This window comes from Shewanella carassii (assembly GCF_019670705.1).
Classification (GTDB): domain Bacteria; phylum Pseudomonadota; class Gammaproteobacteria; order Enterobacterales; family Shewanellaceae; genus Shewanella; species Shewanella carassii.
In genome coordinates, this window is the sequence record NZ_AP024618.1 from 3,960,460 (window position 1) to 3,984,366 (window position 23,907).

Annotated in this window: 13 protein-coding genes, 1 pseudogene and 1 CRISPR repeat array (1 of these 15 only partly in view); of the genes and pseudogenes, 6 read left to right on the forward strand and 8 right to left on the reverse strand. The window is 52.2% G+C overall.

The genetic code is table 11. The features are described 5' to 3' along the window. Positions 1 to 77: 77 nt before the first annotated feature. The 3 genes from K5621_RS17830 to K5621_RS17840 all read left to right on the forward strand — a co-directional run bounded on the left by K5621_RS17830 (position 78) and on the right by K5621_RS17840 (position 1,555). On the forward strand, positions 78 to 281 hold the full coding sequence (locus tag K5621_RS17830; RefSeq protein WP_107005228.1) for an AlpA family phage regulatory protein: 204 nt from the start codon (positions 78 to 80) through the stop codon (positions 279 to 281). 11 nt (positions 282 to 292) lie between these two features. Beyond that, positions 293 to 514 carry a helix-turn-helix transcriptional regulator gene (locus K5621_RS17835; RefSeq protein ID WP_107005229.1) on the forward strand — a complete coding sequence of 74 codons (222 nt, stop codon included), beginning with the start codon at positions 293 to 295 and terminating at the stop codon, positions 512 to 514. 189 nt (positions 515 to 703) lie between these two features. Continuing rightward, entirely contained in the window at positions 704 to 1,555 is an 852-nt protein-coding gene (locus K5621_RS17840; RefSeq protein WP_107005230.1) for a YagK/YfjJ domain-containing protein, read from the forward strand. Positions 1,556 to 1,889: 334 nt separating this feature from the next. On the opposite strand, the gene K5621_RS17845 is transcribed toward K5621_RS17840, so the two are convergent. The 7 genes from K5621_RS17845 to K5621_RS17875 form a co-directional block, all read right to left on the reverse strand. Continuing rightward, a complete protein-coding gene (locus K5621_RS17845; RefSeq protein ID WP_221049924.1) occupies positions 1,890 to 2,741 on the reverse strand; it encodes a hypothetical protein in 852 nt (283 codons plus the stop codon). Between the two features lie 117 nt (positions 2,742 to 2,858). After that, a complete protein-coding gene (locus tag K5621_RS17850; RefSeq protein WP_221049925.1) occupies positions 2,859 to 3,566 on the reverse strand; it encodes a M48 family metallopeptidase in 708 nt (235 codons plus the stop codon). 11 nt (positions 3,567 to 3,577) lie between these two features. Continuing rightward, positions 3,578 to 6,739, reverse strand: a complete 3,162-nt coding sequence (locus tag K5621_RS17855) for a type I restriction endonuclease subunit R (protein ID WP_221049926.1) — start codon at positions 6,737 to 6,739, stop codon at positions 3,578 to 3,580. After that, on the reverse strand, positions 6,736 to 7,407 hold the full coding sequence (locus K5621_RS17860) for a hypothetical protein (RefSeq protein WP_145839090.1): 672 nt from the start codon (positions 7,405 to 7,407) through the stop codon (positions 6,736 to 6,738). Before K5621_RS17860 ends, K5621_RS17855 begins: the two co-directional genes overlap by 4 nt. Then, positions 7,395 to 8,252, reverse strand: coding sequence for a hypothetical protein (locus tag K5621_RS17865; RefSeq protein WP_221049927.1), 858 nt, complete (start codon positions 8,250 to 8,252; stop codon positions 7,395 to 7,397). Before K5621_RS17865 ends, K5621_RS17860 begins: the two co-directional genes overlap by 13 nt. 12 nt (positions 8,253 to 8,264) lie before the next feature. Further along, complete coding sequence (locus K5621_RS17870; RefSeq protein ID WP_221049928.1) at positions 8,265 to 9,485, reverse strand: restriction endonuclease subunit S; 1,221 nt, start codon at positions 9,483 to 9,485, stop codon at positions 8,265 to 8,267. Beyond that, positions 9,478 to 11,202 carry a type I restriction-modification system subunit M gene (locus tag K5621_RS17875; protein WP_221049929.1) on the reverse strand — a complete coding sequence of 575 codons (1,725 nt, stop codon included), beginning with the start codon at positions 11,200 to 11,202 and terminating at the stop codon, positions 9,478 to 9,480. The genes K5621_RS17870 and K5621_RS17875 overlap by 8 nt, the downstream gene beginning before the upstream one ends. A 433-nt stretch (positions 11,203 to 11,635) precedes the next feature. Between K5621_RS17875 and K5621_RS17880 the strand changes: the two are divergent. Continuing rightward, a pseudogene (locus K5621_RS17880) lies at positions 11,636 to 12,145 on the forward strand (IS5 family transposase); the annotation flags it as partial. 148 nt (positions 12,146 to 12,293) lie between these two features. Here K5621_RS17880 and K5621_RS17885 read toward each other — a convergent pair. Next, positions 12,294 to 13,505, reverse strand: coding sequence for a tyrosine-type recombinase/integrase (locus K5621_RS17885; RefSeq protein WP_221049930.1), 1,212 nt, complete (start codon positions 13,503 to 13,505; stop codon positions 12,294 to 12,296). Positions 13,506 to 13,995: 490 nt separating this feature from the next. Here K5621_RS17885 and K5621_RS17890 point away from each other — a divergent pair, with 490 nt between their 5' ends. Both K5621_RS17890 and pbpC read left to right on the forward strand, forming a co-directional pair. Next, positions 13,996 to 19,638, forward strand: a complete 5,643-nt coding sequence (locus tag K5621_RS17890) for an alpha-2-macroglobulin family protein (protein WP_221049931.1) — start codon at positions 13,996 to 13,998, stop codon at positions 19,636 to 19,638. Further along, positions 19,635 to 21,920, forward strand: coding sequence for a penicillin-binding protein 1C (pbpC, locus tag K5621_RS17895; RefSeq protein WP_221049932.1), 2,286 nt, complete (start codon positions 19,635 to 19,637; stop codon positions 21,918 to 21,920). The genes K5621_RS17890 and pbpC overlap by 4 nt, the downstream gene beginning before the upstream one ends. Before the next feature lie 118 nt (positions 21,921 to 22,038). Continuing rightward, a CRISPR array of direct repeats spans positions 22,039 to 23,907; the repeat unit is 28 nt; unit sequence TTTCTAAGCTGCCTGGGCGGCAGTGAAC (it continues 1,519 nt past the right edge of the window).

The following is a 23,907-nucleotide window of genomic DNA, read 5'->3' on the forward strand; positions in this document are numbered from 1 at the left end:
GTTCATCTTTACCCCGAAATTAATCCCCCTCATCTGCATCATGTTCACCAAGTTAAACGAAAACAGTTGGAGACATAATGCAACTTACTGAAACCCAAATTTTCCAAGAGCGTATCGTCCGCGAAGATGAACGTAAACGGATCACCTCTATTTCTCGTTCTCAAGCTTATCAGCTAGAAAAGCTGGGTCGATTCCCTAAACGTATTCTCATTGGCTCTCGTTCCGTCGGATGGCGTTTCTCAGAATTAATGGAATGGGTTAAAAATCGACAAGTGGCGTAGGAGGGACAGATATGAGCAACTGCAAGTACCGCCAAGACCCTCTAGAGATTTACATCGATAACAAACGCATCCTACGTAGAACCGAGGTTCAGCGTCTCTTAGGTATTAGCCGTTCCACACTTTATCGATGGATAGAAAAAGGCATCTTCCCGCCACCAGTTGATCAACATGGCGCTATCGCCTTCTGGCATAAAGAAGACTATGACGACTGGCTAGCTAAGCACCATAAATAGAACGTTAAGCAGGGATACCGACCCTGCTTTTTTTCACCTATTGGTGACACACACTGACACATGCCACCACATGTCACACAAAGCGGCATGAGCTCACAGTTCATAGCTAATGGGGTTTTGCACTCCGTATTCACCCAGAAATTCGGCGGATATTAAAGAATATAGGTAAGCAAACTTAGGGGGATCTTAATGAGTCATCCATTTAACATCACGCCACATAACTCACAACGGTATGTCTATAATGATCACTCTTGGCCTATTTACAAAGACAGCTACCAATCACTTTGTAGTAAAAGAATACTCAAGAAATCATTCGAGCTCGTTGAATCAATGCTCGCACGTTACTCTCGTGTAGTGATGGTCAGAATTGACTTAAAACCCCGTAGCTTCAACGCAGACAACAAACTGATTAAGCAATTCCTGCACGGTCTTCAAATCGCACTGACTCAGCAATATCAGTCTAACGTGGGTTATCTCTGCGCTCGGGAACAAAACAGCTCAGATAAAGAGCATTACCACTTAGCCCTGTTCATTAGCGGTCATAAACTACAACACCCTGAAGCGCTCCAAAAGAAGATAAGCGAACGCTGGCAACGTGAAACCCAAGGCAGTTGCTACTTGGTAAAGCATCCGTATTACACATTGCGACGAGGCGACAAAGACAGCATAGATCCAGCTATCTACCGCCTGACCTATCTGGCTAAGTCCAGCTCAAAACAGCTAAATCCCAGGGCTACCTCTTACCTATGCTCCGGCATCATGCCAGAGAAGCAACGCAGAGCGTCGATTGATTTACCTTATCTATTGCTGGTGGACAAACAGATGCGGCAAGTACGCTTGATTAAAGCCGCTGAAGCGCAAGCCATAGGTGTCAAACCGAAGGTCTACACCTATAAAGATACAGCCGTTGTGATGGATAGTAATAACTCACCTATTCACGTCGCCAACATACACCGAGTACCTATCAATAAGCAGCGGCTTCAATTGCCGTATCTGATAACCTTGGGGAGACGAGTGTTTCACTCTGTCGAATATGACTAAAATGTTAACCGTTTCATCAAAATGAAGATATTGACAGTATTCCGTGAAGACTTTATAGATTGTTCGGGCGGCGAATTTCCAATTAACGACTTGATAAATAAGATATTGTTATTTAACTAGGCAGGTGATCACCCACGGCATGACCTGATCACCTACTCACTGATCACTTTATAGGTGATCACCAAGTGATCCTCGTCCTAATTGGGTGCTATAAACATACAGTCGAACAATCGCCTATCACTGTGCCCGGAGCTCTTAAATAGCTAAGGCAATACTTATGCGTATTGCACTTGGATGAATGAGCACCTAGAGCATGACGGCCTGTGGTCTCAGCTTAGTACCTCACGGCATAAACCTTGGTTGCACACTCGTGACAAGTATCTTCATTGAAAAAGAATGCAGCATCGCCTGTGTAACCACACTGCCCACATATTCGTGAGGGTTTGCATTGATGATAAATTGCCGACTTCGCCTCCCGAACCAGGGCTGGTAATGTGCCCCTAGGGAGTACTTGTATCAACCTATCTCTGTATGCCCATTCGTGTGGATGGAGCCAAATCACTTCAGAAAGATAAATCTCAATCCCATGAGCAGTTTTCCTAGCCCAAACCTTTCCTTTTTTTCGGTCTGTAACACGATCCATTTGGCTGACATCGTAAGGCTGTACAAAATGCTCATCACAGTCGGAAGCACTTGCTCTACTCTCATGACCAAACAAACTTGCAGCAACCAAGAGATGGCATTTAGGACAAATGGTAAATACCTGAGAGGTATTCAATTCACTATGTATATCACGCAAGGCTTGTAGCGCTTTACGACTTGCTATCTGTGACTTGCGATACATAAGCTTACGCTCGATTCCTGTTGAAGAATGAACCAAGGCTGAGAGCTCAAAGTCATCCCCTAGATGAATGTGATACAAAGTTTGCTCATCGATAGGAACCGATATGCCACTTGGCAACTCTGGCATATCAAAATTATTCTCAAGGCTGTCTTGATGCGGCCTGACTATTGGTTCGGGGGAAAGCTCAACTCTCTCACCGCTCTCTATTGGAATAGGTTCTGCAAACTCGTATTCACTACGTAATAAATCATAAAATGTTTTTATATAAGGCTTATGTCCGGTGAAGCGAATGGCCTCTTGTGAGACAAGAGATTTAATATTAGGGATATTGTCCAAATCCATAACCGACACCTTCTATTCAAAAAATTTAGCCCTAGCGGCAACCTTACCCCTGAGATGAGTACAAATCTATTGATGATATGTCCCTTTTTATGCAGGATGCTCTGTGAGAATTAACCATTACACCACCAGCAATTGAGCGTTATCTCTCAACCACTCTTTGCACTCTCGGTAGTCAGGCATCACGCGCTCAACCTCACGCCAGAATTGCGGTGAGTGATCATGGTGCAGCAGATGGCAAAGCTCATGTACCACCACATAATCGACGATACGGTTAGGGGCTAGCACAATCAGCCAGTTGAATTCCAAGTCACCATAGGGAGTACAACTGCCCCAACGACTCTTAAAGTCTTTGATCCGAACGACTGCCGTTTCTACCCCAACAAGCGATTGATAGCGTTCCACCTTTTCGCGGATTTTCGTATCGGCGTTGCGCTTATACCAGTGGACTAACGAACGGCGAACAAACGTCTCTTGCTTGGCATATTCAGGCACAGTTACAGTGATCTTGCCGTTGACTAATCGGGTTGGCGTCACCTTTCCCTGAACCACTTTTAGACGGTAGTTACGCCCAAGATAAGGGAAGGCCTCACCAGACACATACTCTTTACCACGCGATGGCTGTGCTTCGGTGTGGATTGCGAGCTTCTCTATAATCCATTGATGTTTTGCGGCTACCAGCTGGTGGACTTTCTCCATGGGTAACGCTTTGGGCACCACAACAGCAACAACGCCCTCTTCCACTTTAATAGTGGCGGATTTACGACGCGCAGTACGAACCACAGTAACCTCGTAGCCCGTTTGTTTAATCACCTCGTTATCTTGCATTGCCGGGGTCATCACTTATTGCCGAACTTGTGCTTAGCCAATTCGATAAAACGCTCTTGCAGAATCGCCACCAGCACCTTATCACCAAAGGATTGATCCATAACTACGCGCTTGATGTTTTTCTTCATACGCTTCACTTCATCGTCTTTTTTGAAGAAGTCGACTATCTGTGTCGCTTCATCAAACATCTGCACCAGCTCTTGAGTTGTCGCCTTAATCTCTTCATGTAGCTGATCGTCGATCACTTCACCGTCTCTAGCCTTAGCTACTTCAACCATCATAATGTTGTAAAAGGCAAATTCGGTTTCGCTCAGACCAACCTCTTGCGCCGCTTGCTTATGCGCCGCACTAAGGTCGTCCGTCATTTCCAGCAACAGCTCCAGCTGACGTTCCCAATTACCGGCGGTTTTTTCAATAATGTCTCGCAGCCGCAAGCTCAGCGAACGGTAATACTCGGGGTCATCGTCTAGCTTGATATTGATATGGTGCTTCAGCGCGCTCTCGATTTCAGAGGCTTTGGATTCGGCCGATTTTTTCTTGAGCACGTGCTCTTTAAAGTTGGCCGCCAGTAAATCAATCGGTGGGATTTTCGGATCAACCCCAGTGCTCCATATGTGCTCGTCCACCAGCTGGCGAACTTTCTCACCGACATCGATCAAATCCATACCATCATCGTGATACTGGTTACGCGCCGCATGATGCACCTTGCCCCAGAGCTTCATATCAGGGATATACGGCTTAGCTGAGACATCCGGCAGAATCACGTTGAGTTGCTTGGCAAAACGCTTATAGGCGACTTCAAATTGCGCCCGCACTGCATCGTCTTTTAGCGCCAACACATAGTCATCAATATCATCGCTGGTTACGCCTTTGAAGAACGCCTTAACTCGCCGATGTGCGTCTTCAAGCTTGGGCAGTTCATCTTTCAGACTTTGATAAGTGCCTTCAACGTCATCACTGCTAAACAGCTCCAGCGCTTCTGTGAGATAACTGGCCAAGCCATAGTAGTCCACCACATAGCCGCACTCTTTGCCCTTATAGTTACGGTTAACCCGCGCAATGGCCTGCATCAGCGTATGGTCTTGTAGCTTGCGGTCGATATACATCACCTGCGCAATCGGCGCATCAAAGCCCGTTAACAGCATGTCCTTCACAATCAAAAAGGCGGTGTTATCAAACTTACGTTGTTTCTCGTCCGTGCCCGGTGCATCTGTGCCAAATGGCTTCTTGAAGTTAGCAATAACCTTCTTCTGATGCACCTTGTCCGTGTATTGAGCGATGTATTGCGGGTCGTTATGATCGCCGGAAATAATCACTTCTGATGGCGGTGCACCGAGCTCGTCTAGGGTCTTTTTAAAGACGGTAGCCGCATGGCGACTGCCCACCACTATCATAGCCTTAAAGCCATCAGGCCGAACGCGCTCACGGTAATGCTTTAATAGGTCGATACACACCCAGCGAATACGCGCAGGGGCTTCTCGCACGGCGCGCTCAACGCCATATTTACGCTTAATCTCTTGCTGTTCTTCTTTAGTGTATTCGCCAAAATACTCTTCAAACAGCGCATCAAGCGACTCACCCGCCACGGCGGTTTTCACCTCACGGCCTTCATACAACAGCCTTACTGTGGCACCGTCCTCTACCGCCTCATTGATCTTGTACTTATCAATGTAGCCACCAAAGGCGGTATCCATCTTTTGGGTTTTAAGGAGTGGCGTGCCGGTAAAACCAATTTTAGGGGCGTTAGGTAACGCGGCGTTAATCGTGGTTGCTAGGCCGCCAAATTGGGTTCGGTGCGCTTCATCAGCCAGCACAATAATCTTGTCAGAGGTATTAAGGTCAACAAAGCTATTGTCGCCCTGCTGCTCAGCTTCCTTTTCGGCGTCTTGGAACTTCTGCACCATGGCAGTTATCAGGTCTGAGCTGTCTTTTTTCAATAGCTCACGCAACGAGGCCACAGAGTCAGCGTTGTAAACGGTTTCACCTTGCGCACCTTGGAAGGTGGTTGAGAGCTGTTCATCGAGCTGAGTTCTATCGGTGACAAACACCAGCTTGTATTGCTTAAGCTCTGGGTCGTGGCGCATCTTTACCGCCAGCATCACCATAGTCAGCGATTTCCCACTCCCCTGGGTATGCCACACCACGCCCGACTTCTCTTTACGGGTTTGGCCGGTTTTGAGCCGTTTAATCACCTTGTTTACGGCGCGAAACTGTTGATAGCGAGCGACTTTCTTAATCAAGCGGCCATCATCCGGCTCAAACAGAATGAAGTTGCGCACGATATCGAGAAAGTTCTCTGGGCTAAACATCCCTGCTAATAAGCGCTGCTGCGCCGTGACCTTAGCCACTTGGTAATCGGCTGCTGGCTCGGCCACTTGCTTAAGCTCACCACCAGCAGGGTCGACAGTAGCAATAGGCAACTCGACATCGAGCTTATTGGCGAGCGGCAGCACATTATCGCTATCCTGCTGGGCAATATCTGCATCAGTCAGTGGGTAAGCGTCTTTCCAATCGCCATAGTATTGTGCGGGTGAGCTAATCGTACCGACTCGCGCCAGATCACGGCAGGTTGAGACCATCAGTTGGTTGTACCAAAATAGCTTTTCAGCCCCTTCAAAATGCTCGGGATGGCGCTGATTTGCGTAACGGCGCAGTTGGTCGATGCCGTGATAAATAGGCGTGGAAATATAAGGCGATTTACACTCAATCACTGCCAACGGCAGGCCGTTAACGAAGCACACGATATCGGGGATAATGGTTTGATTGGGGCCTTCAACCTTAAACTGGTTGGCACAGATAAACTCGTTGTTGTCGATGTTATCAAAGTCCACCAGCTTAACGGTTTGGCCTTTTTTGCCTTTGCCAAGGTCTTGCTCAACTGACAGATAACCCACCATGGTTTGATAAAAGCCGTGGTTATACTCCATCAATCCCGTGCACTGCGGGTGCGTGACCTCACGGACAACCTTGCGTAAGTTCTCTTCATTGATCCACGGGTTAATGCGCTCAATCGCCTGAGTTAAGCGTTTAACCAATACCACATCGCGCAAGTAATCACGCTCTTGATTGCTGTGCTCTGGTGCCAGCGCTTTACCGGGAACGTAACGCCAACCTAGCTGGTGGAGCTGTGCAATGGCTGGGCGTTCTACCTTGTCGAATTCGTCATTGCTCATGATGCTACCCCCAGCCCACCAGCAACACGTTCATATTCGGCTTTAGCCGCTGCAACGGTGCCTTCTATATGCCGCTTAATAAGCTCAACTAACTGCTCAGCACCGTCGTCAGACATCAGCTCAGCTAACGGGCACTCGTAACCCGTCAAGAAACAAGGCTCACCCTTTTTATCTTTCGCGGGTATAGGGGAGTTACTGAAATCAGGGTAAGCAGTGCCAGCCCAAATATTGCGATACCAACTATCTTCAAACGTTTGATATGGCGCACATATCACTACGCGCAATAAGCTTTGCGCTTTATCGACGGATAACGGCAGATTTAGCGCATCAGGCTCATTTTTGTGTCCATTGCCATGGCTATCCACCCCCGTATCTGACACCAGCATAAACTCAACCAAATAGTCGCCAATGCGTACTTTATTGGTTTGTTGGAACTGGCTATACAAATAACGCGAATTCATACCCGGCAACAGATCCCATTGCCAATATGCCGTGACATCGCGATGAGTGGTTGGCGTGAGCCCGAACTCAACATTTCCCCAATAACAAAAGGTCAGCTCAAGTTTGTTCGCCATCTCTTTAATCGTTGGCACCATACGCTGATAGTACGCCGCCAATAAACGGTGCGCGGTACGTACCTGCAATAGCAAATCATCTACTTGTTCCATGTGTTGATGTCCTTAAGTGAAATGGGGTGCGATGTGGCAAACGTGGCTAGCTCGTGCCAACGGCGTTGTGCTTGGGTCGCTGAAAACGGTTGAGGTTCAGGTTGAGCAGGCGCTTGGTGGCTCTGTCTATCACGCATTAGCGGTTGCTTTAAGCTCAGGCGCGGTAGCTGGTGGTCGAGTAACGTCTTCCAACTGTAAACCTTTGTTTTGAGTTGATATAAGCGCGCCGCTTGCAGAATATCGGCGATAATGCGCTTATCTTGTGCATTGGGCTCACAATCGAGAACGCCCTTGTCGAGTTCGAGTATGTCGTTAACAACGGGTTGCCACGCCAAGGCGTTAATCCCTGTTAGCTGGTTCTTGTACTTACTTTTGAGCGTGTCAATCCAATCATCAACCGTCTTACGCGAAGGTATACGGCCAATGGCGAGAAAATATAACGGTAACTGACTGCGCTCTTCCGCTTGCAGGTAAGACGCAATCTCACGCTGCCATTGGTCTATATATTGGTCGCCACCGTCTGGGGGTTTGATCTCCAGAATCACGGTAGCACTGGCAAAGTTGAGTACCGCATCAGGCTCGACGCGATTGCGATCATCGTTATTTTCCAGTGAAAAGCTGGGCCAGAAATCGATGTTTTCAAAGTCATCAAAGGCTAGCTCAGATCCCCCAAGCCAGCGTTGCATTAAGGTTGCTTGTACAGGCGCAGACAGATAGGCAAAGCGGCCAAACACCGCCGCTGTCATTAGGTCTTCCCGTCCCTTGAATACCTCACGCCAACTTATCGACTGGCCTTTGTCGCCGTCGATACGCCCCGCCTTTCCATGGAGAATTGCCTGTAACATTGCTCGTCCTTGCTAATCGATGTTGACCCGCACCTTGCCCGTTAATAGGTCCTGCATGAGGGCTTTTTTCATCAAATGTAATTGTTCTAGTCGTTCTAGTTTTGCATTCAAATTATCATCTATAGATTTCAGCGTGTTAGCTATCAATTGTTGTTCTGATTTACTAGGGACAACCACAGGCAGCTCAGCCAAGATTGATGTATTCAAATTCAACATCGTCTGCCCAACAGCGTTCACATTTAGCCACTCGATTACGGCTTTCAATGTTAGATATGCAGCGAGAAATGAGGCGTTCAGCTCGCTACTAACCCTAACTCTTAAGGCTCCGGTACCACAAACCCATCCACTATTCTGTTCTTCAATTAAAGCGAATCTGCCAATATCACCTCGACGACTAAACAAAATATCGCCTGCAATCACTCGATGCTTATCTAATTCTTCAGCTTTTTCTCTTGATATCATTGCAATAGAGTCTTTTGAAACTCTGTTGCCCTTCATATCTTTTGGCATTACAACTGGAATGCCCGACTCTATGTACTCATGCGAATGCAACTGACTACCAAACGGTCCGGTTTGAAGTCCTTTATCAATTACTAGCTCACCTAGCTTTTTACATCGCCACGCCTTCGGAATCCGCCCGATAGGGGAATCCTTAAACTCGGTGTGCGGCTTGCCATCGACGCCGACGCCATTGGTCAACAACTCCTGCATCATGCCCGTTTTCAGGTCTTTGAGCTTGTCGATTTGCGCCTGTGTCTTCTCAATCACCTCATCCATCGAGGTCAGGATTTTGGCAATTTTTTGTTGCTCTGGAAGGGGCGGAAGTAAAAACTCAATGTCAGCAAAGGTGCCATTCATCAACTTAGGGTTTCCAACATAAGAAACGTGATTTTTGGCTACTGTCCCTAAATAACTAGCAACGAATTTAGGAAAAACGGGGTACTTACAATTGTCCTTTAACGTACCGCAAACGTTTGTACAGTTAAATTTACCGTATCGATGGAATACTGTCCCTGCGTAAGCACCGTCGGTCGTCCAAGTTATATATTCTCCGTCAAAATCATAGGTACTAATGGCCCCCATTCTTCCATTATCCTTTGACTGCGAGGAAAACACAGGATATGGCCCCGGATTGTCTCTGATCTCTGGTTTACCAATGACACGCCCTCGGCCAATCAGAAAGGCATCTCGAACTTGAAGAATTTTCCAATCATGAGGCACCAGATTACTCATACCCCAGCTCCTTGAGATAGCCTTGCATCACACTCTCAGCGGTCGCAACCTCATCATTCAGTTGTTTGAGTGATACTTGGTATTTATCCCACCAGCGCTCTAACTGGCTGATGATGGCGGGTGTGGCATCCGTGGCAAACTCGCGGATCTGCTCTTTGGCGCTAATCTCTGGACGGAACTGATAGTAACCGTCGGACTTCAGGGTAAACACGCGGCTAACGTCAAAGCCTTGCAGGATCTCTTCTTGGATATACTCGTCTTCAACCTCGCGCACAGGCACACCGCCATGGAGGATGGCGCGTACATCAAAAATCTCTGCTGGTGGCGCGGTATCGGCGTAGCGGCGAATATTGAGGTTGTAGTCGTTATCGCTAATCTCGCTAATGTCGACCACTTGGGCGTAACGCTTGATGTTTTGGAAGTTGTCGAAGGTGGTGACGATTTTCTCAATGTCTTGCGGGCGCAGTTTGTTTTGGTTTTTGCCCTCTTCATACTCCAGCTCACCATTGATAAACAGCACCTTGCCTTTGCGCTCAGCAGCTTTTTGTTTATTGATGATCAGCAAACAGGCCGGAATGCCTGTGCCGTAGAACAAGCCGGATGGCAAACCAATGACCGCCTCGAGCAAATCGTCTTCTAAAATGCCTTTACGAATCGCCTTTTCGCTGGAACCACGGAACAACACCCCATGCGGCATGACCACACCGACCATACCTTCAGCGTTAGTGCTGGCGATCATGTGCTGCACAAAGGCTAAATCACCCGTGTCTTTCGGTGGCGTACCATAAGGGAAACGACCAAAGCCATCGTTATCACACTCGTCTTTACCCCACTTCGCCAATGAGAACGGTGGATTGGCAATCACGCGGTCAAAGCGCATCAACTCACCTCCCTCGGTGTGCTTAGGTTCGCGCAGAGTATCGCCTTTACGAATATCGGCACTGAGCACACCATGTAGGAACATGTTCATCTTACAGATGGCCCATGTGTTTAGGTTCATCTCTTGGCCGAACAGCGACAGGTTGCCGGGGTTCTCACCATGGGCGGCGAGGTAGTTACGGGTTTGGACTAACATACCGCCAGAGCCGGAGGTTGGGTCATAGATACGCATACCCGCTTTAGGCTTGAGTAAGGCCACCAGCAGCGATACCACCTCACTTGGGGTGTAGAACTCACCGCCCTTTTTGCCCGCGCTATCGGCGAACATTTTAATGAGGTATTCGTAGGCGGTGCCCAGCAGGTCAGGCCGTTCAAAGTCTTCATTACGCAGGCGGTGTTTACTGAAGTGCGACAGTAAGTCACGCAGCTTTTTATCTGACAGCTTGTTTTTAATGTTGAAGTCGATAGTGACCAACACGCCTTCAAGGCTGCCGTTGTACTCTTCAATCGCTTCGGTGGCTTTATTGAGCGTTGCACCGATATCGTGTTTTAAGTCTTTCAACGCTGACCAACGGGCGCTTTTAGGCACGAAGAAGGTTTTATCGTATTCGTCTTCATCTTGCGCCAGCGCCTCGGCTTGCTCTTTGGTTTTGCCTTTACCGAGGTAATACTGCACCACGCCTTCTTGCGCCTCTTCAAAGGCGTCAGACAAGCGTTTTAAGAACATCATGCCGAAGATGTAGTCTTTGTACTCTGAGGCGTCCATATTGCCGCGCAGGATGTCAGCGGCTTCCCACAGGAAAGATTCAAGCTGTTGGAGAGTGAGTTTCTGGGTCATTAATCAATACAACCTTAAAATGATTCTGAGCGTATCTTAACATCAACATGTCAGTAGACTGGAATGTACCACAGTGCGTTCACACCTTCGCACGCCAATGGTCACAAATGACGCCATCAAGGAAGGGAGTCAATAACTGGCTAAATTAATTGGTTATTTATGTCCTCATCATCTATGCCTCGTTGGCGCAGTATGTTGGCAATAGGGTCGTGCTTTGCTTATGGTTAACGGCGATTCGATAACTTATTCACCCCACGTTGCGCTACGTTAATTTACCTGCAAATCCTCAGCATAAAAACGAGTGGGGGCAAATAGCCCTCCCCAATATGGTTTAACTGTATTTGGCTTTTTGTCTTATTTCTGAGACCTTAGACCCACTTATTTTGCGCTGATGACCACACAAATAACATGAGCAAGGACAAGGTGTTAACACAACAGCCGTGATGAAGACATGCACTAGACCAAGAAAGGTAACCAGTGGTACTTCGGCATGAAAGCGCACATTGGTGTGGACGCCAAAAGTGGCCTGACCCACAGTCTGGTGACCACGGCGGTTAACGAGCACGACCTCAATCAGGTTGGCAAGTTACTGCATGGCGATGAAGAATTTATCTCAGCCGATGCCGGTTATCAGGGGGCCGAAAAGCGCGATGAGCTCAGCGATGTCAGCGCAGACTGGCTTATCGCCGAGCGTCCCGGCAAAGTGAATGCATTGAAGCAACACCCGCGCAAGAACAAGCTGGCCATCCGTTACGAATACCTGAAAGCGAGTATTCGAGCGAAGGTTGAGCATCCATTTCGGATAGTAAAATGTCAGTTTGGTTTCGTCAAAGCCAGGTACAAGGGGCTGGCTAAAAACGATAGTCAACTGACGATGTTATTCACCCTGGCGAACCTGGTTCGAGTTGACCAATTGATACGGGCACAGGCGAGATCTACCTGAAATGAGGAAATTGGCCTGAAACAGGGCCAAAATCAGCCACGAAGAGACGATTTTGGGCTGAAAATTGGAAAATTGAGCCACAGGACGTCGATAAAGGACGGTTTGGGACGTCATATCAGGAGCTGCGGACCACTTAATCGCAGCTTCCTTAAGCGAATGCCCGATACCCTTCCCATGAGGCGGGCGTGATTGTGCTTACCCAGAGATCCAGCGCGGCACGCTTTTCGTTCATGTACTGACTGCGGTTATAGATCCCCTCAACCCCACTTATCGTGTGTCCCAAGAGGTGTTCAACCACATGAGGCAATATACCAAGGTCATTCAAACGAGTTGCCAAGGTGCGTCGTAAATCATGCAGAGTCCACTTTTCATCATGGTCTAGACGCTTCCAAATATTGCTACCTAACATACTGACAGCCTCCGGTTTCTTCAATTCACCAAGCAAGTAGCCACTCTTCTGGTTTTTAGCTTTAAGCTGTAACAACCACGGACGCAATGCGTCAGGGATGGGGCGAAGGATGATTTCTGAGTTTTTACTGTTATCACGTGGAATAGTCCAAAGCCCTTTATCAAAGTCCCACTCATCCCATGTTGATAAACGGACTTCTTGCGTTCGAGCACCAAAGACCAGCAACAACCAGATCAAATCAGCGTAATAGCGATTGCACTTACGTGTTTGGATAAAAGCGATCAAGTCGTTGAGCTCAACCTCAGATAACACCCGGTCTTTCTTACGTTGCTTGGCACCCACATCAGGAATTGTCAAATCTTCAAGCTCACGACTAACCGCGTATCGTCTTACTCGACAAAACCTTAAAGCTTGCTTGGCATTCTGGAAGACATAGCCAGCAGCAACTGGCGCCGGACGTTGTTTACGCTTTGGTACACCACGACGTATGCGGTCAAAACATTCTAGCCAATGTCTGGTTTCTGTTTGCTCCAGCGGCAAATGGCCAATGTAGGGATAAATATGCTTTTCAAACTGAGCTCGATGGCGAGCGGCATTGACACGATTATCATTAGCATAGTTAACAAACCAATAATCGATGGCTTCTTGAACGGTTACAGGTTGTAAAGTGGCTTGTCGTTCAACCTGTCGTTGGAGTTTTGGATCGTACCCGTCAGCCAACCACATACGACATTGCATAGCGATGTCCCTAGCTTTCACTAACGAAATTTCCGGGTAATCACCTAAATCCATTCGCTTATTCTTACCATCAACCTTATAGCGAAACTGCCAACGAATTTTTCCTTGTAACGAGACTCGAGCACCCAGCCCTTCACCATCAGAAAGGGTCTTAATACTCTCCTGAGGTTTATTCAAAAGAACCTTCAAATGTTTGTCGTATAACTTGCCCATGTCGACCTCTTTTTCTGGGGTACATGAAGCAATTCCATGTACCCCCACATGTACCCCGAGTTAACCATAAGAACCAAAACAACTCAATACAAACATGAACAAGAAAAGAGATAAAATAACACAAATTCAATAGGTTAAACGCACAACTCAGGACAACAAAAAACGTGCCAAAACGTCGTTTTATATCATACGGCATGAACTGATAACCAGTTCGCTAGATGCTGTAACAAAAAAGGCTTACCCATAAAACGGTAAGCCTTTTTTGTTTTACCCTCCATGAAGACACTATATTGTTGATCCTCACCGACTTATCAAAGCAACACAGATGAAAATCAGCCTGATTGTTGTACCATATAGCCACAGTTACAGAGGCGATATCGAATAGGGCATCACAGCATCGCCCCGGTCTGATTGACATCGGCGACTGACATCTTTAAAACGTCACCCAACTTGGCGATAGCGCTACGAGACACAGCAAGGACATGGACTGATGGGACAGCTTATAGGAAATTTCTTCTCGGTAGTTTGGCGAGTTCTCGCTACCGTTTTTGGTCACTGGCAGGCTCCGCCCTGGATGCATTGGTGCATAAAACATCCCTTTAAAGCATTGGGAAGCCTACTGCTGCTATCTGTATTGACTGTGCTTTGCTGGGGCGGCTGGTATTGGTACCAGCATTTACCCAAGCCCTATACCCTGCATTATACGCTCAAGGCGCCGCGGCTGACCGATTACCACCAAGCCAAACCTCAGGTCGCTCCCTTGACCCTGACCTTCAGTGGTTCGGTCGCACCTTTGGATGTCATAGGCAAACCTGTATCCAAGGGTGTCAGCCTCAGCCCCCAACTCGCCGGGCAGTGGCGCTGGGCCAGTGACAAACATCTGCAATTTACTCCGGATAACGACTGGCCGATTGCGGAAAAGTTCGCAGTCAGCCTGGATAAGAAGCAGCTGCTGGCAGACCATATCTTACTGGATAAATACCAGAGCGAATTCAGCACAGCCGCCTTCACGGCCACCATCTCTGAGGGGCGTCTGTACCAGGATCCGGCCCAGCCGAGCATTCAAAAGCTGGTCGCCACCCTGGCCTTCAGCCACCCGGTGGACACGGCCTCGGTCAAACCCCAACTGGCGATATTGCTGAGCCCCGGCTTGACCTACAGCGGCAATGGCGATACCGAAGTCACCTTCGACGACAAGCATCTGTTCGCTTACATACATTCTCCTGCGCTCGCCACGCCACTTGAGCAGAGCACTGTAACCCTGGAAGTCAGCAAAGGGATCCAGGCGGCTAAGGGCGGCAACAAGGCGGGCAAGAGCCAATGGCAAGTAGAGGTTCCCGGCCGTTATCAGCTGAGCTTTAAACAGGCTCAGGTCAACTTCGCCTACAACGACAAGGATGAACCCGAGCCGGTACTGACGATGGAAAGCTCACGTCCGGTCAACGACGAAGCGCTTCAAGGCAAGGTACATGCCTGGTTGCTGCCGGTGAAAAATCCCAAGGGAAGCCGTCACTGGTATCAGGAAAATGTCACCGAACAGGTACTGGCCAAGGCCGACAAACTGACCTTGACCCAGATCCCCGGTGCCGAAGGCCTCAACCAGTTGCACAGCTTCAAGCTGAAAGCTCCGGTCGATCGCTACGTGGCGGTAATGGTGGATAAGGAAGTCGAAGGCCAAGGGGGTTATCTGTCCCGCGATGCCGTGCTGACTGTGCTGCGAATGCCGCAATATCCCAAGGCGCTCAATTTCCTCGGCGAAGGTTCCTTGCTGACTCTGGACGACGATCAACGCCTCGGCTATCTGGCCCGTGGGGTGCAAAAGGTGCAGATTGAGGTCGCCCAGCTACTGCCTGAGCAGCTTAATGCCCTGATAGATCAAAGCTCGGGCAGCTTTGCCGAGCCCTACCTCAACAACACAGATTTCGACCGTTTGGTTACCCGTCAGGTGTTCAAGCAACAGCTTGCCGGGCGCGATCCCAGCAAGACGCTCTACGGCAGCGTCGACCTCAAGCCCTTCTTCAAGGACAAGCGTGGCATCTTTGTGGTCAAGCTGACCCCGGCCGATGAAAGAGACAGCCAAACCTTCGACTATTACCAAACCGAGGCCCACGATCTGCGCTTTGTGGTCGTGACAGATCTGGGGATACTCGCCAAACGTAGCCATGATGGCAGCCAGGATCTGTTCGTGCAATCCCTAGGCAAGGGGACTCCGGTGGCCGGAGCCCGGGTGGCCGTCATCGGCCGCAATGGTTTAGCGGTAGCCGAGGCTTTGACCGATGAACGCGGTCATGCAAGCTTTGCCAAGCTTGGCGATCTGCGCCGGGAAAAGACCCCGCTCTACTATCGGGTCGAAAAAGATGGCGATCTCTCCTTCCTGCCGCTGGCTGATTGGCGTCGCCAGCTCAATCTGTCCCGTTTCGACACCGGCGGCAGCTATGAGAGCGACGATCCCGGCGCCCTGAGAGCCTACCTCTTCACCGACCGCGGGCTGTATCGCCCCGGTGAGACGGCTCATATCGCCAGTTTGGTGCGGGGGCAGGACTGGAGTACCGCCCTGGGTGGCCTGCCGGTAAAAATGCAGATCACCGATCCCCGCGGGGTAACCGTGCTGGATCGCACCTTCAAACTCGATGGCAGCGGCTTTGACAGCCTGGACTTCAGCGCCGGTGAAACCGCTGTTGCCGGTGACTATCTCGCCACTCTGTCCCTCATCAAAGACAGATACCGCCTCACGCGTCTGGGGGATGTCACCTTCAAGGTGCGCGACTTCGAGCCGGACCGTATCAAGGTGCGAGTCTCTCTGGGCACCGACAAGCAGTTTGAAGGCTGGCGCAAGCCGCAGCAGCTCAAGGCCGAGGTCTTGGCCGAGCAACTCTTCGGCGGCCCGGCGAGCGATCGCCGTGTCAGCGGCGAGATGGTGCTGTCACCAACCGATATCAGCTTCAAAGCCTGGCCTGGCTATCGCTTTGGGGTATTGGGCAAGCTCAAGGAATCGTTCCGCGAAGACTTGAGCGAAACCACCACAGACGGCGAAGGCAAGGCTAGCCTGGACTTGGCGCTGGACCGCTTTGCCGGCAGCACTTACAAGCTGCACTTGCTGGCGCGGGTATTTGAAGCCGGTTCAGGCCACGGCGTCAGCGCCCAAGACCAGCTACTGGTATCCGATGCCGACTGGTTACTGGGCTACAAGAGCGATGGCGCTCTGGATTTCATCAGCAAAGACGGCAAGCGTGTGCTCAACCTGCAAGCCGTTGGCCAGGACCTTCAAGGTGTAGCTACTGAGCTCAAAGTCGAGCGTATCGCCCGGCGTTGGGTGTCTGTGTTGGTGAAACAGAATGACGGCACCTATCGCTATGAATCGCGCCGCAAAGACAAACTGCTGGGCAGCACTGCCCTGAGTCTGGCCGCAAGCGGTGGCCAATTGGAACTCGACACCAGGGAGCCGGGTGACTACCGCCTGCGACTGCTGGATGAAAACGGCCGCCAGTTGAACCAAATAGATTACAGCGTTGCCGGCAGCGGCAACGTCAGTCGCACGCTGGAGCGCAACGCCGAGCTGGAACTGACGCTAAACAAGGCAGAATATCTGCCGGGTGAAAGCATTCAGGTAGCGATCCAGGCCCCTTACAGCGGCGCCGGACTCATCACCATAGAGAGAGACAAGGTCTACGCCTTCAAATGGTTCAAGGCCGACAGCACTCGTTCGTTGCAAAGCATTACCCTGCCGCAAGGCATTGAGGGCAATGCCTATATCAATGTGCAGTTCCTGCGGGCACCGGACTCGGAAGAAGTCTTTATGAGCCCGCTGTCCTATGCCGTGAAACCCTTTAAGGTGGATCTCGGTGAGCGGCGTCAAGCCATCGCCCTGAGCCTGCCGGAAAAGGTTAAACCCGGGACGCAACTGGATATCGACCTCAAGCTGCCAAGCAAAGCCAGAGTCGTGGTATTCGGGGTTGATGCCGGTATTTTGCAGGTGGCCCGTTATGAAGCGCCGGATCCACTGGCGCACTTCTTCGACAAGAAGGCTCTCAGCGTAGATTCGAGCCAAATTCTCGACCTGCTGCTGCCGGATCTCAAGGTGCTGATGCGCCAGGCTGCCCCCGGAGGTGACGCCGCCGCGCTGCTGGCAGCCAACCTCAACCCCTTCAAGCGCAAGCGCGCCAAGCCTGTGGTCTACTGGTCGGGTATTCGTGAGTTGGCCGCCGGAGAGCAGCGGCTGCAATATACAGTGCCCGACAGCTTCAACGGCAGTATCCGCTTCTTTGCCGTCAGTGCCACCGAAAGCGGCATAGGCACCAGCGAGGCCAGTGTCGCGGTTAAAGCGCCTGTGGTGATGAGTCCCAATGTGCCGGCCTTCCTGGCCCCCGGCGACAGCGCCGATGTTACTGTGGGACTCTATAACACAGAAGCCGAGGCGCAGGATGTTACCCTGACCCTCAGCCTGAGCGGCGCCCTTCGTAGCGACTTGCAACCGCAGCAGTTCCATATCGAACCGGGCCGTGAGGCCACGGCGCACTTTGCCGTCAAGGCAGGCGAAAATTTGGGTCAAGGAGAACTCCACTGGAAGCTCGCCACCAGCGAAGGCGAGCTCAAGATCAGTGAGAGCATCTCGGTACGGCCGTTAACGCCCCACCGTTTAACCCTGGCCACGGCTGTGCTCGACCGCGCCGAAGCCAAGCTCAAACTTGACCGTCAGCTGTTTACGCCGTTCAGCAAGGTGGAAGCGGCCCTCGGCAACAGTCCGCTGGTTTGGGCTCAGGGGCTGAGCCATTATCTGGACAACTATCCTCACGCCTGTACCGAGCAGTTGGTATCCAAAGCCGTACCTGCGCTGCTGCTGGGTAAGCCCCAGGATAATCTCAATGACTTTAACCAACTCATTGGCCAGTTGCGTAGCCGCCAGAACAGCAGCGGCGGCTTCGGTCTCTGGGCCGCCAACCCGATAGTCGAGCCTATGGTGGCCTTGTATGTGGTAGACATGCTGCTGGACGCCAAGGCCCAGGGTTACCCCGTGCCCCAGGATCTACTGGACAAGGCCAACAGCTATCTGTCGAGCGTGAGCTCCGGCCCCAGCAGCGGCCTGGATGAGCTGCGCGAGCGTGCCTATGGCGCGTATCTGCTGGCCCGCCAGGGGGTGCAGGTGAGCGGCGCCCTGGCCGACATCCGCGAGCGTTTGCAGCGCTACTATCCCAAAGATTGGCAAGCAGACATCGCCAGTGCCTGGCTGGCCGCCAGCTTTACCCTGATGCAGCAGCAACAGTTGGCCGAGCCGCTGTGGCAGGCGCAGAAGTGGCAGCTGCTTGAGGATAAGCCCCAGCGCCTAGGCCTCTACCTGGATCCCATGGTGCACGATGCCCAGCTGCTGACACTCATCGCCCGTCAGGCGCCACAGCGCCTGGATGACCTGCCGGAACAGCTACTGCCGCGCATGGGCCAGTGGCTCAGCGAGCAGCGTTACAGCTCGCTGTCTGCCGGTACTCTGGTGCGGGCGCTGACCGCCCTGGATAACTCCCGCGGCGATCAGGGGCTGGCCATGCAAGCCTTGGTCGATAAGGCCTGGCAGGCACTGAGTCTACCCAAGGCCCAGCTGCCCCTCGGCAGTGAAGAGGTGAAATACCAGAAAACCGGCAGCAATGATGCCTTCTATCTTCTCAGCCAGCAGGGATTTGACCAAAGCTCGGCCAAGCCTTTCAGCCAGGGGCTGGAGGTGAGCCGCGACTATCTGACCCTGGAGCAGCAACCTCTTGCCAAGGTCAAGGTCGGGGATGAATTCCTGGTCAGGCTGCGGCTGCGCGCCACAGATATGGACAAGTTGCAGCAGGTGGTTCTAATAGATCTGTTGCCCGGCGGCGTGGAGCCGGTTTATCGTGACAAGGATGACAGCTTCGATGGCTGGCAGCCGCCTGTAGGCATGGCTCAGCACAGCGACTGGTCGCCACAGTGGCTCAATGTACGCGAAGACCGCCTGGTGCTCTACGGTACCGCCTGGCGCGATGCCAAAACCTTTGTCTACAAGGTTAGGGCCACCAATGTCGGCCAGTTCCAGGTGCCGCCCGCCTACGCCGAGGGGCTGTATGATCCCCTGGTTCAGGCTCAGGGCCCAAGTGGTGAGTTGGTGATCGAAGCGCCATGAAACGCCGCTATTTGTGCCTGCTGGCCCTGGCAGCCTTGCTGCTGGGGCTGAGACTCTGGCCGGCACAACCTTTTTCAAAACTGGCACCCAGCTCCCGCATGGTGTTGGCCGCCGATGGCAGTCTGCTGCGGCTGACGCTGGCCAGTGATGGCCAGTATCGGCTCTGGCAACCCCTGGAAGGGGTTTCAGACAACATGGTGCAAGCCATCTTGCTCAAGGAAGACCGCTATTTTTACTTCCACCCCGGCATCAACCCGGCGGCCACCGCCAGGGCGATAGTCGCCACCTATCTTAAGGATGATCGCCAGGGCGCTTCGACCCTGACCATGCAGCTGGCCCGGCGGGTTTACAACATCAACAGCCGCCAGGTTGCCGGGAAATTGCAGCAGATGCTGGCGGCGTTCTGGCTGGAGCTGCGTTACTCCAAGCATGATATTCTCGAGGCCTATCTCAATCTGGCGCCCATGGGCGGCAATATTGAAGGTGTCGGCGCTGCCAGCCGCATCTACTTTCATAAAGACGCCGGTGAACTGTCACTCAGTGAAGCCCTCAGCCTGGCGGTCATGCCGCAAAGCCCGGCGCGGCGCGCCCGTTTCGGCGCCGACTTTCAGGATGCCCGCGACCGTCTGGCGTTGCTCTGGCAACAAAGCTATCGCGACGATCCCCGCAACAACGGCCTGTTGACCCTCACCGCCATCGGCCATGACCGCACTGAGCTGCCATTTCTGGCGCCGCACTTCAGCCGCCGCCTGCTGCGGGATAATAGTGACACCCTAATTCACAGCACCCTGGACGTCGGCTTGCAGGCCTTGCTGGAGCGGCGCCTTGGGCTGTATATCGAAAGCCAGCGCCATCTGGGGGTCAAGAATGCCGCCGCAATCCTGGTGGACAGCCGCGATCAGAGCATCAAGGCCTGGATAGGCTCGGCAGACTTCTTCGATACCGATATCCAAGGCCAGGTGGACGGCGTCGCCGCCCGCCGCTCGCCGGGCTCAACCCTGAAACCATTTCTGTTTGGCCTGGGCATAGATCAGGGGCTCATACACCCGCTGAGCATACTCAAGGATGCGCCCACCGCCTTTGGCAGTTTCCAACCGGAGAACTTTGACCACAGATTTACCGGCCCCATCAGCGCCCACGACGCCCTGGTCAAGAGCCGCAATCTGCCGGCCGTGTGGCTGGCAGGACAAGTGAACCAACCCAATCTCTACGGCTTCCTGCGCCAGGCAGGCATTCAGGGGCTCAGGGGTGAAAGTCATTATGGATTATCCCTGGCGCTGGGCGGCGGCGAGCTGACCATGGCGGAGCTGGCGCGGCTGTACCTGATGCTGGCGAGCCAGGGCCATGACTACCCGCTGCGGGATCAACAAAGCCAGCCCATCAGCCCGCAAGGAAAGAGCTTGCTGAGCCCGGCCGCCGCCTTTATGGTGCGGGACATACTCAAGGACAACCCCCGCGCCGACGGCCTGCCCGGCAGCAACTGGACAGTGGCCTGGAAAACAGGCACCTCCTGGGGGTATCGCGATGCCTGGAGCGCCGGTATCACAGGCCCCTATGTGTTGGTAGTCTGGGTGGGCAACTTCGACGCCACCCCCAACCCGGCCTTTGTCGGCGTCCGTACCGCCGGGCCCCTGTTCTTCGCCCTCAGCGATGCCTTGCAGGGCGCGCTGCCGGGCACGGCTGACATGGCCAACACGCCGCCGGATACAGTGAAAAAGGTAGCCTTCTGCGCCGCCTCCGGCGAGCTGCCCAACCCTTGGTGCCCCAAATTGGTCGATGGCTGGTATATCCCGGGAGTTTCCCCCATCAAGGTCTCCAACTTGCATCGCCCCGTGTGGCTGGATAACAAAACCGGCGCCGCCGTCTGCCCACCCTACGACTCGGCAATTCACCACCAGGAGGTGTTTGCCTTCTGGCCGTCAGACTTGGCGGCCCTGTTCGAGCAGGCAGGTTTACCCCGCAGGAGGCCGCCGGAGCTTCCGGCCGCCTGTAGCCAAAGAGTCGCGGTTAGCGACTCGGCCCCGCTTATCCGCTCCCCCTTGAAGGGTGTCACCTACAGCCTGCGCCAAAGCGTGGCCAATGAACACATAGCCCTCAAGGCCGACGCCGCCTCCGACAGCCAAATACTCTACTGGTTTGCCGGTAACAGCCTGCTCGGCCAGAGCCTGCCGGGCCAAACCCTGGAATGGCGCCCACCCAGAGCAGGACGCTTCCAGTTATCGGTCAGCGACGACAAAGGCCGCAGCGCCAGCAGACTACTTCGAGTAGATATGCTGCCTTGAGCCGGGCCGCTATTTAAATCACCTCAGTTTCGGCCTCTTCAGCCCCATAAATGCAGGACGTTCGGATATTGCTGGGGCCGAGTGATAAATTCGGGGGAAAGGTCATCACCAGAAGAACTTTCTAAGCTGCCTGGGCGGCAGTGAACGGTTGGTAAACTTCACAATATGCCCGTGCTTCTTTCTAAGCTGCCTGGGCGGCAGTGAACTCCACGGTTTCAAAGAACCAGTTAATCTTCTCTTTCTAAGCTGCCTGGGCGGCAGTGAACCAAGTTCGGCTTAATCATCCCGGCCCTGCTGATTTCTAAGCTGCCTGGGCGGCAGTGAACCTGGGCTTCGTCTGCGTCGTTACTCATTGGCATTTCTAAGCTGCCTGGGCGGCAGTGAACAATGCAATAGACGGTGTAACATGGAGCTGTCATTTCTAAGCTGCCTGGGCGGCAGTGAACTTTTTGATTCATCATATTCTTCATCGCCTTGATTTCTAAGCTGCCTGGGTGGCAGTGAACTTTCTGCTGCAGTGTTCCTGGGGGAGATCTGCTTTCTAAGCTGCCTGGGCGGCAGTGAACTGAATACGCCGCGCCCCTGGATAACCTGAACATTTCTAAGCTGCCTGGGCGGCAGTGAACAATTATAACCTGTGTCGTTACTCTGAATGACATTTCTAAGCTGCCTGGGCGGCAGTGAACCCCGAGAAACGCCCGGAGCCGGGCCTATATCATTTCTAAGCTGCCTGGGCGGCAGTGAACGAATGGCAACAAGCGACAGGCCCAGAAGTTAATTTCTAAGCTGCCTGGGCGGCAGTGAACATTGTCGGACGCTATGAGTTGGAACCGCTGATTTTCTAAGCTGCCTGGGTGGCAGTGAACAGAAACACCTAGAGAAAAGGCTGAGGGACTTATTTCTAAGCTGCCTGGGCGGCAGTGAACACTATGCTGCAGGACTTGAATCAGTACGTAATTTTCTAAGCTGCCTGGGCGGCAGTGAACGATAAGCATCAAGCGCACAGACGTAAGCGTAGTTTCTAAGCTGCCTGGGCGGCAGTGAACTCGTCCATACATACTCTTTGATGTAATCGTATTTTCTAAGCTGCCTGGGCGGCAGTGAACCTTGACTTCGTTGAGCCAGAACCCGGTAGCCTTTTCTAAGCTGCCTGGGCGGCAGTGAACGGCTCAGGCCACAACGAAAAAAGCCCCGCTTATTTCTAAGCTGCCTGGGCGGCAGTGAACAAGGTATTTCTATTGCCATGATTTTGATAGGTTTTCTAAGCTGCCTGGGCGGCAGTGAACAATTGTCAGCGTGGTACTGCGTGACCTTTATTTTTCTAAGCTGCCTGGGCGGCAGTGAACGGCAAAATGCCAACGCCAGACCGACACCGATATTTCTAAGCTGCCTGGGCGGCAGTGAACTTAATGAGGTGGTTTTAAAGGAGTCACTGCAATTTCTAAGCTGCCTGGGCGGCAGTGAACGGTCGTTTCCTTGCTTTGCTGGCGGAGCTGGCTTTCTAAGCTGCCTGGGCGGCAGTGAACTGAGGCACTAAAAGACGTTTCCGCCCCCAAACTTTCTAAGCTGCCTGGGCGGCAGTGAACCTAAGGGCTATCAAGCGTTTCTTGGGTGGGGATTTCTAAGCTGCCTGGGCGGCAGTGAACTGCCTTCTTTAAACCCGGCAGCGTTTGACAAATTTCTAAGCTGCCTGGGCGGCAGTGAACCCATCACTGGCGGCCACCCCAAAGACGAAAACTTTCTAAGCTGCCTGGGCGGCAGTGAACAAATATCTGGCCTTTCCGGATAGTTGAGTTCATTTCTAAGCTGCCTGGGCGGCAGTGAACGAGTTCAGGTGGATTTGGTTGATTTGCATGTTTTTCTAAGCTGCCTGGGCGGCAGTGAACTTGAGTTGAGAGCGGGAGAGTTTGACGCTGACTTTCTAAGCTGCCTGGGCGGCAGTGAACAGTTCGCAGGCAGGTACCACACTTCGCGCCATTTTCTAAGC